Origin of the sequence: Maritalea myrionectae (genome assembly GCF_003433515.1) — a bacterium.
Taxonomy (GTDB): Bacteria; Pseudomonadota; Alphaproteobacteria; order Rhizobiales; family Devosiaceae; genus Maritalea; species Maritalea myrionectae.
Genome location: NZ_CP021330.1, coordinates 2,171,172 through 2,187,200, shown reverse-complemented (window position 1 = coordinate 2,187,200; position 16,029 = coordinate 2,171,172). Strand labels below are relative to the sequence as shown.

The window sequence follows — 16,029 nt, the reverse complement described above, 5'->3', positions numbered from 1 at the left end:
CAACACATCAATGCACAGCGGATAGGGGACGTGTATGCCAAATCACACCAACAACTTGCCCATTTTTATTGTGCGGGCGGTCGATGCGCTTGCACTTTTCGGCGGCGCCATTTTGGTGATCGTGGTGTTGGTGAACGTGTTGGCAACGCTGCTTAATGCACTCACCATTGGTTTTGCAGGCGATTTTGAACTCACTGAAATGGGTATTGCGATCACCGTTTTCTGTTTCCTGCCGCTGTGCCAACGTGATAGCGCTCATGTGGCCGCAGATATCTTCACGCAAGGTTTAGGCGCAGGCGTGCGAACCTTCTTGCAGCATATTGCCACATTCATTTCCCTGTTGATCGCGCTGATGCTGCTCTGGCGCATGAGCTATGGCTTTATCGACCAATGGCAATATGGCTATCAGACGGCGATTTTGCAGCTGCCGCACTCGGCAGCCTATGTGCCAATTCTTATGGCGTTGCTACTTTGGAGTGTTGTTGCCCTGCTGCAATTAATGTCCATTTTTAGAAAGCCCAGCAATGTTTGAATGGATCGTTGAACCCTTCGGATTGGGGCTATTGGGCACTTTTGCGCTGATCGGGCTGATTGTTTTGCGGATGCCCATTTCCTTCGCCATGATTCTTGTGGGTGGCATTGGTGTGACGATCCTGAACGGACCCGCCATCTTTTTGGCCCAGCTCAAAACCTTGGCCTACGGCCAATTCTCGATCTACGATTTGAGTGTTGTGCCGATGTTTTTGTTGATGGGCGCACTGGCCACCAAAATCGGCATGGGGCGTGATCTGTTTCAGGCGGCGCAAGCCTGGCTGGGCTGGCTGCGCGGCGGGGCGGCCATGTCCGCAGTGGCTGCCTGTGCCACCTTTGGCGCAGTGTGCGGTTCTTCCCTGGCCACCGCCACAACGATGGGCAAGGTCGCCTTGCCCGAGCTTGAGCGCTTAAAATATTCCGGCAGCCTTGCGACAGGGACGATTGCGGCGGGCGGCGTGCTGGGCATTCTCATTCCGCCTTCGGTTGTGCTGGTGATCTACGCAATCATTGTTGAAGCCAATATTGTCACCATGTTTATGGCGGCATTGGTGCCGGGCGTGATTGCCGTATTGTTCTTCATGCTCGCAATTGCCGTTGTCGTGCGCATATGGCCGCATGCAGCGCCGCAAGCCACGAAAATGGACCGAGATGCGCGGCGCGGCGCCACACGCGCTGTGCTGCCTGTTCTGTTGATTTTTGCGGCCGTGATCGGTGGCATTTATCTCGGGCTGTATAATCCAACGCCTGCCGCAGCGATTGGTGTGTTCCTCGTCGCCGTTTATGGCCTCATCCGCAAACAGTTGCGCTGGAAAGACGCAAAATCGGCGCTTTACGATACGGCCCGCACCTCTGGCATGATTTATCTCATTCTGCTGGGCGCTGAGATGCTCAAAATTTTTATGTCCCGCGCCGGGGTGCCGCAAGCAGCGGCCAGTTGGGCCATCGAAAGTGGCCTGCCGCCCTTTACGATCTTGATCGCCCTGTTGATCGCGCTGATCATTTTGGGGTGCCTGATGGATTCGCTTTCAATGATCTTGCTGGTCATCCCGTTCTTCTGGCCAGTTCTCGTTGAGGTCAATGGTGGGCTTTATCAAGGTGCGGACGGGGCCGGTTTCGGCATGAGCACCGAAGATCTGAAAATCTGGTTTGGCATTCTCGCCTTGATTGTCGTCGAGCTAGGGCTGATCACGCCCCCGGTGGGCATGAATGTGTTTGTCATTTCCGGGCTGAGCAAAAACACCTCGATGGCAGAAACCTATAAGGGCGTGATGCCGTTCTTCACCGTGGAGCTGCTGCGCGTCGCGCTCTTGTTGGCACTTCCGGGCTTAGTGCTGTTTGTCCCGCACTTGCTGCAAGGGTAGGGAGAGCAAGCCTGACCGGTTAGGTCAGGCTGTGCGCCCTGCCGAGCACCCCGGGAATATCGGCGTCATAGCTGCTAAGCTGGCCCATATGCCAAGTTAAAACCTGATTGCTTGAGAGGCAGGGCAGCCCGGTCGTTTCCTCCATCTCGTCAATAATGTCGACGGTGCGCAGATTGGTGCAGCTCAAAAAGACCGCGTCAATACCCCCTTGCGCCGCAAGCTCTTGCGCGGCGGCGCGGATCGAGGTTGCAGAAATGCGCACGACTTTTGATTCCTCCGGCTCTTCAAAGCTGCCAAAAACGGGCGTGGCCACACCGGCGACTTGAAGCGCGTCCCGCAACTTGACCGATACATCCGCCACATAGGGGGAAAGCAGCGCCAGACGGTGAATGGACAGGTCTTGGCAGGCGGCGATCAGCGCGGTAAGCGGATTGGTCACATGGGCGGTGCTGCGGCCCGCGCGCACATAATCGGCTACCTTGTCGGCTCCAATTTCTGCCGCACCCGAGGTGCATCCATAGCCGATACAGTCAAACTGTGCTGCCGGCGGCAAAAGAGCTGCAGCCCCAGTCAACCGGGTGGCCATTGCGGCCAATGTTTCGCGGGTCACCGCAGCCCCGGATGGGATTCGCGTCGTGTGCAGCTCAACGCGCCCAGGCATCAAGCGCCGCATGTCCTGCTCAAGGGTTTCGTCGGCCTGCAAAACGATCAAACCGAGCGCAGGTTTAAGATCTGGCACCGTTTCATAATCGATCTTCATCGCATCACCTCCAGTTCTGCGCCCGCACGCGGGCTGAGAAAGCGACAGCCATGCTCTGTGATCACGATATTTTCTTCATGCACCATCATCCGGCCCGGCCCGGTCTCTATCCCCGGTTCCAGGGTGATGACCATGCCCGGCTGCAACTCAGTATGATCGTTGGGAATGAGCGAGAGCCCCTCAGTCAGTTGCATGCCCAGCCCGTGGCCAAGTCGCCCCGAATCCGATCCGCCCGCGCCGCCAGTGACGACGCGATCCATTGCGTGAAACAATTCTAAAGCTGTTGTGCCGGGGCGGGCAATATCAGCGGCCCGATCAACGGCATCAATCAGCCGCGCTTGCGCATCGCGCGCGGTTGCCGATGCAGTTCGCACCGCAAAGTTCCGATCAAAATCGCAGAAATAGCCATCAAAAACCGCGCCGGTGTCCAGCATCAACACGTCGCCATCCGCAAGAGGACGTTCAGTGGCTGGCGAGATCACATCGGCATAGCCATCCGGTCCGGCACCGCCTGCCAGATAAGGCACCCAATCGGCCCCTTCGTCGAGCAGCAGCCCCTGAAAGTTGCGGAACACTTGTGCCAAAGAGATGCCTTCACTTGCAATTTCCGGCACGCGGGCAAAGGCGCGGCCTGCAATGTCACAAGCCGTGGCAATTTTTTCAATTTCAGCGGACGACTTCACAGCCCGCAAGGTTGCGGTGATGCCGCCATCAGACTGAATGTCTCCCTTCGTGGCGGCCTTGATCCGCTGCCAATCCGCCTGCGGGACCCGCACATAGGTTTCGGGCCCGGAAGGAATGCCAATCTGGCCATTGCCTGCAACTTCGTTCAGCGTGTCGCTGAGCAGGCTTGCTCCGTCATCAGTCGGGTTGGGCGCGCGCCAGGTGCGGATATCTTCAACCCATGTTTGAGCCATGAGGGCTGCGCCGATACTGGGGATCACGGCAATCGGTTTGCCCTGTGCAGGAACCACCAAAAACCACGGCCGTGATGGACTTTCCCAAAACCGCGTCAAAAACCCAGTGAAATATCGAATTTCCGGCTCTGTTGTGAGGAGCAGCGCCGCAAGCTCCCGGTTTGCCAACTTGTCTTGTGCGCGGGCCAGTCGAGCTTGAAATTCGCCAACCGGAAAACCACGTGTCACGATTCTGGTCCTTCGCTAAGCACAGTGAGGACCACTGAGTTCGAATCAAGGCCAAGCTCTGCCTTCTGCGCGTCGCTCATCGACAGCAAAGCAGCGATACCAGCAGCACCTGAAGGCGTTGTGGCCATGCCCGCGGCCCGCATCGCTTCGGCCCCGGCTTCGCCTTCTTGCTCGGAAATAAGTGTGTAGGCGTCTGCGTCACGCGCCAGCCCCTTGAGCGCGATCAGCGAGGGCATCTTGCAATCGAGCCGTCCCATTGCGCTCACTGGCCCGCTACTTTCGACAGGGGCGCCATTTTGGATCGACCCGAAGAGCGCTGGAGCGGCGTCTGGCTCGACCACGATAATAGTTGGCTGGTCGCCCCAGGCTTGTCGCGCAAGCGCTGCACAGGCCCCCGCGAGGCCGCCAACACCTGCCTGCAAAAAGAAATGTGTGGGGGGCGTTGGCATTTGGCGGATAGCCTCTGCCATCAACACCAAATAGCCTTCCATCAAACGGTGAGGGCGCTCGAAATAACCGGGCCAGGAGCTATCCGACAGCAACGCCCAACCGTTTTCCTCAGCGGCCCGATGTGCTGCCGCCATGCTATCCTCATACGTGGCACCCGCGCGGCGCACTTCCGCGCCATGCTCCCGCAACCGCGCCGCAAAGCTCTCAGGAACGCTGTCCGCGAGATAAATCACTGACGCGGCCCCAAAGGCCTGTGCGCCAGCGGCAACTGACAGTCCGTGATTGCCAGCGCTCGCCGCCACATAAGTGCGTCCGCTGTACGCGCCTTGTTCTTTATCGCAAGCGATGACATAAGCCGCGCCCAACGCCTTGAAACTGCCCAGCCCCATTCGGTCGCGCTCATCTTTAACCCAAAGTTGCGCGATGTTGGCATCTGCCGCCAGTGACGTTAGTTCGGTGAGTGGGGTCTCCGCATGGCGTGGGCAGCGTTCCACCAGCGCTTGCGCGCGCGGTGCATCAATAGATGGCACAGGTACATCACTGAGGTCGGAAACCAATGCGGGACGCGCAACTTTTAAAATATCCATCCGGCACTCCCCAAATTAAGATGCGGTGCAGATGATTGTGTGCGCTTTTAAAGGGCTTCGCAAGGCAGAACTTAGGGAGCGGGCACAAAGTGGTGCGCCACTATTGCCGTCCAATTAGGGCCATTCGTTGATTGTTTGACGCTGTGCACATTGCTTTTGCGCGTGCACAGCGTGCGAGGTCAAAACCCGATTAGACATGGAAAGCGGGAATATCACTTAAGGCCGAAGTGATCCGCCATCCATTCGGTTATTCTGGACTTTGAACTAGCCGCCGACCATAGGTGCGAAATGGCTACCGAGGTAATAAGGCCAGACCACCAGACCAAGCAGGCCTTGAATGAAGTTGAGATTCAAATAGCCAATTGTAAACAACCAGCCAATAAACCAAAGCATCCCTGTGCCGGAATGCTGAGTGATGTTGATTTTACGTTCCATTTTCTCCCCCAAGAGATAAGTAAAATGTAGATGTGGGACAATTTTTCTAAGTTTCAATAGCGGGAGTATAAATAGAGGGTTCGTTCAATCAAGCAAAGCTTGCAGTTTGAACCATATGTCGCATGGTACGGGACGCCTCAAGGCGTCAATGAGCAGATTATCTAGAGCAAAGTCGAAAAGACACATCACGGGCGCAACCGGGGAGGTAGGCGGCACGACTTTAAACTGTTTGTGAAATAAATGACGCCAAATATGAAATGGCGATCCCGGCAGGACTCGAACCTGCAACCTATTGATTAGAAGTCAATTGCTCTATCCAGTTGAGCTACGGGACCCAAACAAAAGGTAGGATCTATTAGTGGGTCCAAGGGGCCTTGCGATCAGACCGGAAATTGTCGGCATAAGCCACTTTTTTCCGCTCTACATCGTGCGGCTGCTGCACCACATATTCAATGCCTTTGCGCTTGGCATAGGATTCGGCTTCTTCAAGGCTGTCAAAGCGCAGCTTGATTTGCGAGGCCATGTCTGTGGAAGAAGTGTAGCCCATCAAAGGGTCAATCTCACGTGGGGCCTCAGGTTCAAAGACCAACACCCAATGCTTCGATTTGCCTTGACCAGATTGCATGGCGTTTTTGGCTGGACGAAAAATACGTGCTGTCATGATCTTTGTTAGTCCCCATTTTCTCGTGATGGTCGGAGCAGCAAGATTCGAACTTGCGACCCCTGGTACCCAAAACCAGTGCTCTACCAGGCTGAGCTATGCTCCGACGCTTCACACGAGATGTGATCACCGGACAGGGCTTTACACATTCTTGTGACATCAGGCAAGTCATGATAGTTGCCCTTTTGAAAAAAAGTGCGATTTTTTGCAATTTATCACAAAAGGCGACCCGTATGGTAAACATATTCACAGGCCCAGCCCGCAAGCGTTGGTCGCCCTTAATGATCACTCTGGCTACATTGTTTGTGCTTGGCGCATTTTATTTCAGTGCCACCATGTTGGATCGGCAGATTTCGACCACTTTGACGAATTGGCCGCCCCAAATTGTGTTTTGGTTTGAACAACTCACCCGGTTGGGCGAATCGGATTGGATATTGATTCCCACATTGTCCATTTGGGTTGCGGGCCAATCGGTGAGCCTCTTGCCAATCGGTTACCGATTTAAGTGGCGGTTTCGCACATTTGGCGCCGGGGCTGGCTTCATATTTTGTGCTGTAGCGGTGCCGGGCTTGATATCGGCGCTGTTTAAGCGTGGGCTGGGGCGGGCCCGACCAGTACATATGGATGAGCTCGGCACATTGCACTTCGAACCACATTGGGGCGATTGGACGTTTCAGTCGTTTCCGTCCGGGCATGCCACAACGTCATTTGCCTTGGCGACGGCCATCTTCTTGGTCGCCGGGCGCTGGGGCGCTCTCGCCTATGTCGGCGCGGTTCTGATCGCATTGTCGAGAATTGTGGATGGGGTGCATTATTTCTCAGACGTGGTGGCGGGCACCTTCCTCGGCGTTTTGGGCGCCCTGTGGGTCTACCGATTCTATCGAGATCGTCGTTGGGGCTTTGTACCTCAAAACAGCACGCACCGCTTGCGCTGGGGCGTGCCATTTCGCGTTTGAATGATCTAGCGCTTAAGGTTGCTCAGCTGGCCATAGCGTTCCAGCCCATCTGCCAATTCAGTCTTGAGGTCGTCAAACCCTTCAAGGCCAATATTCACCCGAATCAAATTACCATCGTGTGGCCAATGGGTTGCTGAACGTTGCGATGCGATCTTCACCGGCAGAATAAGGCTCTCATAGCCACCCCAGCTATAGCCCATGCCAAACAATTCCATCTCATCGACCATGGCGGCGATCGCGTCCTCGCCTGCAGGCTTCAGGATAAACGCAAACAGGGTGCCAGCGCCGCGGAAATCGCGGGCGAAAATCTCATGTTGTGGATGTTGGGCGAGGGCCGGGTGCAACACCTTGTCCACCAAAGGGTGGCTTTCAAGCCATGTCGCCATTTTAAGCGCTTTCTCACTTTGATCGCGCATGCGCAATTCCAAAGTACGCAAACCGCGACCGATCAAAAAGCTGTCCTCTGGTGAAACACAAACACCAAGGGCGCGATATGTCTGTTTAACAGCCTTTGCGTACTTTTCATCAGCCGTAATGGTGCCAAACATAACGTCTGAATGGCCCGCAAACACTTTTGTACCCGCGTGGATAACGATGTTTGCACCCAAATCTAACGGGTTATAATAAAGCGGCGATGCCCAGCTATTGTCGGCAAGAATGGCAATGTCCCGCGGGCCACAGACCTTGGCAATGGCGGGCAGGTCCTGCACTTCAAACGTCAGTGAACCGGGTGACTCTGTCATCACAGCACGCGTGTTGGGCTGCAACAAGTCTTCAATGCCCGCACCAATGGTGGGGTCATAATAACGTGTTGTGATTCCCATCTTATCCAAAACCTGATCGCAAAACTGTCGGGTCGGTTCATAGACTGTGTCGCACATCAACAAATCGTCGCCTGCACTCAATACCGACAATAAGGCTGTGGTGATGGCGCTGACCCCGGACGGCGCCAACAAGGTGTCTGCGCCATGTTCGAGTTCAGTGATGACGGCGCGGACCGCATCATCCGTTGGGTTGCCGTGGCGACCATAAGGATAGGCGCGCTTATTGCCCTTGATTTGATCATAACTGTCAAAAATGACCGTGGACCCGCGTACAATCGGAGTATTCACAAACCCAAATTGTTGTTTAGGGTCGCGACCATGGTGCGTAACTACGGTCGCAGGACTTTTTGGTGCTGAATTGGTATCTTTTTTGTTCATTTATTTTGCCGTTATCAAAACTTTTTTTCTAATCGTGACTTTTACTTACATTAGATTGGGTGAGATTTACATTAGTTTTATCAACACTCTTGACCCCAAAGCAAAAGTGCTCTTCGATAGTGCATACGCGCACATTCCACTGTGCAGCGTTAAGCCTCCATCCAAGGAGGGTGAGGCAAAAAAATTAAAAGGGTTAGGAAAAAAGGCAACGTTATGAATAAAAAAATCGTAACAATCGCTCTCGGAGCGGCGCTGAGCCTTTCAGCGTCAGCTGCATTGGCGGACACACTGGAAGATGTGCAGGCAAAAGGTTACCTGCAGTGTGGTGTAACACCAAGTACACCAGGCTTTGCGTCTCCAGATGAAAACAACAACTGGTCAGGCATCGATGTTGACTATTGTCGTGCGATGGCTGCAGCGATCTTTGATGATCCAGAAGCAGTTCGTTTCACGCCATTGACATCAAAAGAGCGTTTCACAGCGCTTTCTTCAGGTGAAATCGATGTGTTGTCACGTACAACAACATGGACCATGAGCCGCGACACCAACTTGGGCATCTCCTTTACAGGCGTAATGTTCTATGATGGTCAGGGCTTTATGGTGCCGAAAGATCTCGGCGTTAACTCTGCTCTTGAGCTTTCAGACGCTGCTGTATGTATCGAATCCGGTACAACAACAGAATTGAACGCTGCTGACTACTTCGCCACAAATGGCATGAACTACAACCCAGTTGTGTTCGAAGACCAAGACGAAGTTGTTAAAGCTTATGACGATGGCCGTTGTGACGTGTTCACAACTGACTCATCAGCATTGGCCGCTGAGCGTTTCTCACTTGCAGATCCAGATGCGCACAAAATCTTGCCGCAAATCATCTCAAAAGAGCCTTTGGGCCCATCAGTTCGTCAGGGTGACGATCTGTGGTTCAACATCTCTCGTTGGGTGTATTTCGCACTGCTCGAAGCTGAAGAGTATGGCGTAAACCAAGCCAACGTTGATGAAATGCTTGGCTCTGAAAACCCATCTGTTCGTCGTTTGCTCGGCGTTGAAGGTGAATTCGGCAGCTATGTTGGCCTTCCAGGCGATTGGGCATACCGCGTCATCAAGCACGTTGGTAACTACGCTGACGTTTATGAGCGTAACGTGACACCAATTGGTATCGAACGTGCAGGCTCATTGAACGACCTTTGGACACGTGGTGGTCTTCAGTACTCACCGCCAATTCGTTAATCTGAATTGAGTTGTTTGGCTCGGCGCACATTGCGCCGGGCCATTTTTTCGGGGGAGGGCATTGCCCGCCAAAAGGTGAATTACAACACCTTGAAAAGACTACTCAACAATAAGAAAAAGGGTAGCCATGGCCAAGAGTCAGGAACAGCTGCATGAACGCCGCAGCTTATCATCATTAATATATGACCCTCAATTTCGCTCGTATGCGTTTCAGATTCTACTGCTCCTTGTATTGGTAGGGTTTGGTTGGTGGATTGTGCAAAACACGGTCACCAATCTTCAAGCGCAGAACAAGACGACAGGGTTTGACTTTCTCAGCAACACAGCCGGTTTTGATATCGGCTTTTCATTGGTGCCCTACAGCAGGGAATCAACATATCTAGAAGTGTTTTATGTGGGGATACTGAACACACTTCTTGTTGCGATTACCGGCATTGTTTTGGCAACATTGCTCGGCTTTGTGCTCGGGATCGCACGACTATCGTCAAACTGGATTATCGCGCGTTTGGCGACAATCTATATCGAAATCATCCGTAATATCCCGCTGCTTTTGCAGTTGTTTTTCTGGTATTTCGCGGTGCTAAAATCCATGCCCTCTGTGCGAAGCAGTCTGGAATTGGTTGGCGGCGCGGTGTTCCTAAACAACCGTGGGTTATATTTGCCCAACCCAAATGCGAATAGCGCATTTCTCTGGGTGCAAATTGCAATTGCCTTGGTGCTGGTTGGTGGATTTTTCCTTCAGCGCTGGTCAATTCGTCGGGTGGAACTAACGGGTGAACGCTTTCCGTATATTCCAGTGTTTCTCGTCTTACTGATTGTGGTGCCAACAGTGACCTGGTTCGTTTCAGGGGCTGAATGGAACATCACTTACCCGGAACTAAACCGTTTCAACTTCCAAGGCGGTATCCAATTGCCTCCTGAATTTGTCGCGCTTTTGTTCGGTTTGGTGATCTACACGGCCGCCTTTATCGGTGAAACCGTGCGGGCTGGCATCGTGTCAGTCAGTAGCGGTCAAACGGAAGCCGCCCAATCGCTGGGGCTCAAAAATAACGACCGTTTGAATTTGGTTGTTATTCCACAGGCGATGCGGGTGATCGTACCTCCTTTGACCAGTCAATATCTGAACCTGACCAAAAACTCATCGCTTGCGGTGGCTATTGGTTATCCGGACATTGTGAACGTATTTATGGGTACGGCACTCAACCAGTCCGGTAAGGCTATTGAAGTGATCTTCATGACGATGATGGTGTATCTCACCCTGTCATTGCTCACATCGATGATCATGAACTGGTACAATGCGCGCATTGCGCTGACAGAGCGATAGGAGGGACCCGTTATGTCGAATGATATCGCTTATGTGCGTAAGGAAATGGCGCCTGATATGCCGCCACCCGTTACGCAAACCGGCATCGTGGGGTGGATGAGGAAAAACCTTTTCCTTGATATTCCAAATAGCCTCATGACCATTTTGGCGCTAGCCTTCTTGGTGTGGACGGTACCAACGCTGTTCAACTTCCTGATCGGCAATGCTGTTTTTGTTGCAGAAGACGGCACGCTATGTCGCGCACCTGAAGCTGGGGCGTGTTGGGCCTATGTGATCGACCGTTTTGACTTCTATATCTATGGTTTCTATCCAGATTCCGAATATTGGCGTCCAAATCTGGTCTTCATCGTTGCGGCCTTGTTGATCACACACCTATTGTGGCCAGATCTACCTTATAAAGGGATCTCTGCCATCGCGTTCTTTGTTGGGTTGCCAATCTTGGCGGTGATCCTGTTGAACGGCGGTAGCTTTGGTCTTCCTGAGGTGACCACCGAGAAGTGGGGTGGCCTGATGGTCACACTGATTATCGCATCGGTGGGTATCGTGGTGTCGCTACCTCTCGGCGTCGTGTTGGCGCTGGGACGTCGATCACACATGCCGTTTGTTAAATATGTCTCGATTGCCTTCATTGAATTGTGGCGGGCAGTGCCGTTGATCACGGTGTTGTTCATGGCGTCAGTTATGCTGCCATTGTTTTTGCCTGAAGGTACAACAATCGACAAAATCCTGCGTGCTCTTGTGGGCGTGGCGCTCTTCCAGACAGCCTATATGGCTGAGGTTGTGCGTGGCGGTCTGCAAGCTTTGCCTAAGGGACAATATGAAGCTGCGAATGCATTGGGGCTGAACTATTTCAAATCCATGTATCTCATCATTCTGCCGCAGGCGTTGAAACACGTCATTCCCGGCATCGTGAACAGCTTTATCTCCCTGTTCAAAGATACGTCGTTGGTCTCCATCGTGGGGCTATTCGATCTGTTGGGCACGGTGCAGGCCACCTCGGCTTTGGTCGAGTGGAAAGCACCACACCAGGCAACGACAGGTTATTTGTTTGCTGCATCCATTTTTTGGATTTTCTGTTTCGGCATGTCGCGTTATTCCATGTACATGGAGCGCCGGTTGGACACGGGACATAAGGAGTAAAAAATGTCAGAAGTTAAAGAAGAAGATATCTCCGTAGATCGTTCGAAAATGACCGTGTCTGAAACAGACGTGGCGATTGAAATCACGGATATGAATAAGTGGTTCGGTGACTTTCATGTGTTGAAAGACATCAATTTGAAAGTAATGAAAGGCGAGCGGATCGTTATTGCGGGGCCTTCTGGGTCCGGCAAGTCAACGCTGATCCGTTGCATCAACCGTTTGGAAGAGCATCAACAAGGGCACATCATTGTTGATGGCATCGAGTTGACCTCTGACTTGAAACGGATTGATGAAGTGCGTCGCGAAGTGGGAATGGTGTTCCAGCACTTTAACCTCTTCCCGCATTTGACCATCATGGAAAACTGCACACTGGCCCCAATGTGGGTGCGTGGCATTCCGAAGGCGGAAGCTGAGGAAACTGCCATGCACTATCTTGAGCGGGTAAAAATTCCCGAGCAGGCACAAAAATATCCTGGACAATTGTCCGGTGGTCAGCAGCAACGTGTGGCAATCGCACGTTCACTGTGCATGAACCCTAATATCATGCTGTTTGACGAACCTACCTCCGCGCTCGACCCTGAAATGATCAAGGAAGTGCTGGACGTGATGGTGAACTTGGCCGAAACTGGCATGACCATGCTGTGCGTAACCCACGAGATGGGTTTTGCCCGTCAGGTTGCAAACCGCGTGATTTTCATGGACCAAGGGCAAATCATTGAGCAAAATGAACCAGATGCGTTCTTTGATAATCCGCAGCATGAACGGACAAAATTGTTCCTAAGCCAGATTTTACACTAGAAACTCTTGCTTTATCGGTAGTTATTCGCTTTGCTGATAGCTATCGGGGAATTTAATGAGGCGGCCCTGTGGGGCCGCCTTTTGCTTATTAGGTGTTCAGGTGCGTACATTCATAGCTTTGGTTTTGCTCTTTTTCGGGTGGAGCAGCATTGCATCCGCAGACACATTGGAAACAGTGCGCGAGCGCGGCTTTGTAAAATGTGGGGCAAATCAGGGACATCGGGGGTTCTCAAACCTATCGGCTGAAGGGTTCTGGTCCGGCTTCGATGTGGATTTGTGCCGGGCTGTATCTGCCGCCATTTTCTCTGATCCAAGCCGTGTTGAATTTGTCGAGTATGCGGGTGATTTTCGCATGACGCCGCTGCGCGTGGGTGAAGTCGACTTGATGTCGCGCAACGGCTACTGGAACATGCCGCGGGATAACGTCTTTGACGTGGTTTATACCGGTGTGGTGTTCTACGATGGTCAGGGCATCATGGTGCGTGACGAAGCTGAAGTTGTCTCAGCACTTGAGCTAAAGGATATCTCTGTTTGCGTGGTTGCAAATTCGTTGCAACATGACGTGCTCGAGCGCTTCTTTTTTAACAACCAGATTTCCTACCAAGAAGTGATGGTCGAAGATTCGGCCGATTTGGCGGGCGCCTATATGGCCGGCATTTGCGATGCGGTAACGGCGTCAGCAACCAGCTTGCAAGAAATAAAGATCAATGCGATCAACCCTTCTCAACACCGCATCCTGCCAGAGCGGCTCAGCAAGGAGCCCATGGGGCCTGTGGTGCGCAAGGGCGATATGAAATGGCAAACGATTATCCGGTGGGTGCTGTTTGCCATGATCAATGCCGAAGAGCTCGGCGTGAATTCCCGCAATATCGACACAATGGCCGAGGCGAAGAACCCACGCATGCGGCGTTTGCTGGGCATTGAAGGTGAATTTGGTCAGGCCTTGGGCCTCAATGCGACTTGGGCGCAGGACATTATCCGTCATGTGGGCAATTATGGCGAAGTCTATGAGCGTAACTTCGGCAACACATCAGGGCTGATGATCCCTCGCGGTGCCAATGAGCTCTGGACCAAAGGCGGCTTGCATTACGCGCCCCCAATTCGATAGCGGCGCTAGTCAGCCACGCTCAATTTCGACCCATGCACCCGCTCTGTTTGGAGTTGATCAGGTTCGATATCTGCGTTGTCCAAGCAAAAGAAATTGACGCCATATTCGTCGGGCTTTGAGCGTCGCCGATGGAAGGTGTAAATGCCGCAAATTTTGCAAAAGTGATGTTTGGCGATCTTCATGTTCCATTGATAAGTCGCCAGTGAATCCGCGCCCGAAATCAATCGAAACTGAGACTCATGCACCCCCACCATCAATGCATTCTTTTTGCGGCATAGTGAGCAATCGCATTTGAGCGCGCTTTTCAGCTCGCTATCAATCTCAAATTGAATTTCACCGCAATGGCAACTGCCCTGATAGGTTTTCATTTCATTCCTCGGCAAAATGGATCGCAACGCGCCGATTTTGCTTGCCCTTCTTTTCCACCTTGCCCAAACGCATGGGGCCGATTTCTTGAGTGTTGGCAACATGAGTGCCGCCACAGGGCTGCCAATCAATGGTCTCATCACCATCAAGAATGCGGATCATGCGAATTTTGCCTTGGCCGGATGGTGGCTTGACCGACATGGTTTTCACCAAATCCGGATTGGCGTCCAACTCTTCCTCGGTGATCCATTCCTCACGCACATCAAGATTGCGGGCAATCAGCGCATTCAGTTGCGCCGCCAACGCTTCCTTGTCTTCAGGCGCTTCGGGCATTTGAAAATCAAGACGAGACTTTGCCGCGCCAATTGAGCCGCCAGTTACGGGCAGGGGGATGACAACGGAAAGCAGATGCAGCGCCGTATGCATACGCATCAACTTATAGCGATTTTCCCAATCAATATGGGCGGTTACTTTCTCGCCCGTCGCAAGGCCATGTGCCTCTTGCTCTGGCACAAGCATGCATTTTGTTTTGTCGCCTTCTGGATGTACACAGGTAGAAATGGCGACTTTATCGCCGTTTTCGCGCTCTAAAAAACCGAAGTCACCCGGCTGGCCGCCGGATGTGGCGTAAAAATTGGAGCGATCCAATATGATGCCGCCATCCTCGCCAATGGACGAGATTGTGGCGGCAGCAGTTGTTAGATATGCATCTTCGCGAAAAAGAAAATCAGTCTGCGTCATTCTCAAAAACCGTACTCATGTCAATCTCATGAGTGTGGCTTAAGAATTCAGGCACTGGCAAGTCCTTCTCGCGCAAAAACATTGGGTTAAACAGTTTTGACTGATAACGGTTGCCATAGTCGCAAAGGATGGTGACAATTGTTGAACCCGGCCCCAAATCACGCGCCATTTTAACAGCACCCGCAATATTGATGGCGCTAGACCCACCCAAGCAAATGCCTTCATGCTGCAACAGGTCAAAGATATAGGGCAGCGCTTCCGCGTCTGAGATTTGGTAGGCATGGTCCGGCGTAAAGCCTTCCAAATTGGCCGTAATACGGCCCTGGCCAATGCCTTCAGTGATGGAGCCGCCTTGTGAGGCGAACTCGCCGCTGGTGTAAAAGCTATAAAGCGCAGCGCCCATCGGATCGGCCAACCCGATTTTGATGTCTTTATTGCGGTCTTTCAGTGCTTGCGAGACACCAGCCAGCGTGCCACCTGAGCCAACTGCACAAATGAACCCGTCAATTTCGCCGCCGGTTTGCTCAAAAATTTCCGGTCCGGTGGTCTCAATGTGGGCTTGTCTGTTGGCAACATTGTCAAACTGGTTCGCCCAAATCGCACCTTCCGGCAATTCGTTCGCCAGTTTTTCAGCCAAGCGGCCCGAAACCTTCACATAATTGTTCGGGTTTTTATATGGCTTTGCTGGCACTTCAATCAAAGTGGCCCCCGCCAAGCGCAGCGAGTCTTTCTTTTCTTTCGATTGCGTTTCCGGAATCACAATGACGGACTTGTAGCCGAGCGCATTGGCCACCATGGATAGCCCGATGCCTGTATTGCCGGCAGTGCCTTCAACAATTGTGCCGCCTGGCTTCAACAAGCCTTTGCGCTCAGCGTCACGCACAATATAGAGCGCCGCACGATCCTTTACCGACTGCCCGGGGTTCAAAAACTCTGCCTTGCCCCAAATCTCGCATCCGGTTGCTTCCGATACAGCGTTCAAGCGAATAAGTGGCGTATCGCCAATGGCGCCAAGAATGTCGTTGTGCTTGTCATTGTGCTTTGTCATCGAAAAAATCCTTTGGTGTGTTGGCTCAAAACTAAGCAGTGCGGCCAAAGCGATCAAGTCTAGAGTGAAGAAAAGAAAAGGCTTTTTCCAATTCTCCCATAAGACAATGCGAAAAAACTAATATGGCTTGAAAGCGCAAAAATAGAATTGCGCGAAATGGGCCATTTGGGCCGCGCCTATGTTGTG

Annotated in this window: 17 protein-coding genes and 2 tRNA genes; 8 read left to right on the top strand and 11 right to left on the bottom strand. The window is 52.6% G+C overall.

The genetic code is table 11. The annotated features are described in order from the left end of the window. Positions 1–34 precede the first annotated feature (34 nt). Positions 35–532, top strand: a complete 498-nt coding sequence (locus tag MXMO3_RS11065) for a TRAP transporter small permease (RefSeq protein WP_117395901.1) — start codon at positions 35–37, stop codon at positions 530–532. After that, positions 525–1,895, top strand: coding sequence for a TRAP transporter large permease (locus MXMO3_RS11060; protein ID WP_117395900.1), 1,371 nt, complete (start codon positions 525–527; stop codon positions 1,893–1,895). Before MXMO3_RS11065 ends, MXMO3_RS11060 begins: the two co-directional genes overlap by 8 nt. A 19-nt stretch (positions 1,896–1,914) precedes the next feature. Here the strand turns inward: MXMO3_RS11060 and MXMO3_RS11055 are convergent, their stop codons facing one another. The 7 genes from MXMO3_RS11055 to MXMO3_RS11030 all read right to left on the bottom strand — a co-directional run bounded on the left by MXMO3_RS11055 (position 1,915) and on the right by MXMO3_RS11030 (position 6,039). After that, a complete protein-coding gene (locus tag MXMO3_RS11055) occupies positions 1,915–2,655 on the bottom strand; it encodes a maleate cis-trans isomerase family protein (RefSeq protein ID WP_117395899.1) in 741 nt (246 codons plus the stop codon). Next, positions 2,652–3,800: a M24 family metallopeptidase gene (locus MXMO3_RS11050; protein ID WP_117395898.1), complete on the bottom strand. Its 1,149-nt coding sequence runs from the start codon at positions 3,798–3,800 to the stop codon at positions 2,652–2,654. The genes MXMO3_RS11055 and MXMO3_RS11050 overlap by 4 nt, the downstream gene beginning before the upstream one ends. Beyond that, positions 3,797–4,837: a pyridoxal-phosphate dependent enzyme gene (locus tag MXMO3_RS11045; RefSeq protein WP_117395897.1), complete on the bottom strand. Its 1,041-nt coding sequence runs from the start codon at positions 4,835–4,837 to the stop codon at positions 3,797–3,799. Before MXMO3_RS11045 ends, MXMO3_RS11050 begins: the two co-directional genes overlap by 4 nt. A 264-nt stretch (positions 4,838–5,101) precedes the next feature. Beyond that, complete coding sequence (locus MXMO3_RS18695) at positions 5,102–5,272, bottom strand: hypothetical protein (RefSeq protein ID WP_162889228.1); 171 nt, start codon at positions 5,270–5,272, stop codon at positions 5,102–5,104. A 258-nt stretch (positions 5,273–5,530) separates the two neighbouring features. Next, positions 5,531–5,607 (bottom strand) — tRNA-Arg (locus MXMO3_RS11040). A gap of 20 nt (positions 5,608–5,627) precedes the next feature. Beyond that, a complete protein-coding gene (locus MXMO3_RS11035; RefSeq protein ID WP_027835430.1) occupies positions 5,628–5,933 on the bottom strand; it encodes an ETC complex I subunit in 306 nt (101 codons plus the stop codon). Between the two features lie 29 nt (positions 5,934–5,962). Then, a tRNA-Pro gene (locus MXMO3_RS11030) sits at positions 5,963–6,039 on the bottom strand. A 127-nt stretch (positions 6,040–6,166) separates the two neighbouring features. On the opposite strand from MXMO3_RS11030, the gene MXMO3_RS11025 reads away from it, so the two are divergent. Then, on the top strand, positions 6,167–6,889 hold the full coding sequence (locus MXMO3_RS11025) for a phosphatase PAP2 family protein (RefSeq protein ID WP_162889227.1): 723 nt from the start codon (positions 6,167–6,169) through the stop codon (positions 6,887–6,889). 5 nt (positions 6,890–6,894) lie between these two features. On the opposite strand, the gene metC is transcribed toward MXMO3_RS11025, so the two are convergent. Further along, positions 6,895–8,091, bottom strand: coding sequence for a cystathionine beta-lyase (metC, locus tag MXMO3_RS11020; protein WP_117395895.1), 1,197 nt, complete (start codon positions 8,089–8,091; stop codon positions 6,895–6,897). Positions 8,092–8,304: 213 nt separating this feature from the next. Here metC and MXMO3_RS11010 point away from each other — a divergent pair, with 213 nt between their 5' ends. The 5 genes from MXMO3_RS11010 to MXMO3_RS10990 all read left to right on the top strand — a co-directional run bounded on the left by MXMO3_RS11010 (position 8,305) and on the right by MXMO3_RS10990 (position 13,688). Next, positions 8,305–9,318 carry an amino acid ABC transporter substrate-binding protein gene (locus MXMO3_RS11010; RefSeq protein WP_027835427.1) on the top strand — a complete coding sequence of 338 codons (1,014 nt, stop codon included), beginning with the start codon at positions 8,305–8,307 and terminating at the stop codon, positions 9,316–9,318. Positions 9,319–9,445: 127 nt separating this feature from the next. Next, positions 9,446–10,642: an amino acid ABC transporter permease gene (locus MXMO3_RS11005; RefSeq protein WP_051213812.1), complete on the top strand. Its 1,197-nt coding sequence runs from the start codon at positions 9,446–9,448 to the stop codon at positions 10,640–10,642. 12 nt (positions 10,643–10,654) lie between these two features. Next, entirely contained in the window at positions 10,655–11,782 is a 1,128-nt protein-coding gene (locus tag MXMO3_RS11000) for an amino acid ABC transporter permease (RefSeq protein ID WP_117395894.1), read from the top strand. Positions 11,783–11,785: 3 nt separating this feature from the next. Next, entirely contained in the window at positions 11,786–12,580 is a 795-nt protein-coding gene (locus MXMO3_RS10995; RefSeq protein WP_036222618.1) for an amino acid ABC transporter ATP-binding protein, read from the top strand. A gap of 100 nt (positions 12,581–12,680) precedes the next feature. After that, positions 12,681–13,688, top strand: a complete 1,008-nt coding sequence (locus MXMO3_RS10990) for a transporter substrate-binding domain-containing protein (protein ID WP_162889226.1) — start codon at positions 12,681–12,683, stop codon at positions 13,686–13,688. Between the two features lie 5 nt (positions 13,689–13,693). On the opposite strand, the gene MXMO3_RS10985 is transcribed toward MXMO3_RS10990, so the two are convergent. Genes MXMO3_RS10985 through MXMO3_RS10975 form a run of 3 tightly spaced genes read right to left on the bottom strand, consistent with a single transcriptional unit; the run spans position 13,694 to position 15,843 of the window. Then, positions 13,694–14,056, bottom strand: coding sequence for a GFA family protein (locus tag MXMO3_RS10985; RefSeq protein ID WP_036222616.1), 363 nt, complete (start codon positions 14,054–14,056; stop codon positions 13,694–13,696). Position 14,057: 1 nt separating this feature from the next. Beyond that, positions 14,058–14,795 carry an alanyl-tRNA editing protein gene (locus MXMO3_RS10980; RefSeq protein ID WP_117395893.1) on the bottom strand — a complete coding sequence of 246 codons (738 nt, stop codon included), beginning with the start codon at positions 14,793–14,795 and terminating at the stop codon, positions 14,058–14,060. Next, the gene (locus tag MXMO3_RS10975) at positions 14,782–15,843 is read right to left on the bottom strand and encodes a cysteine synthase A (RefSeq protein WP_117395892.1); all 1,062 of its coding nucleotides are present in this window, start codon (positions 15,841–15,843) and stop codon (positions 14,782–14,784) included. Before MXMO3_RS10975 ends, MXMO3_RS10980 begins: the two co-directional genes overlap by 14 nt. Positions 15,844–16,029 lie beyond the last annotated feature (186 nt).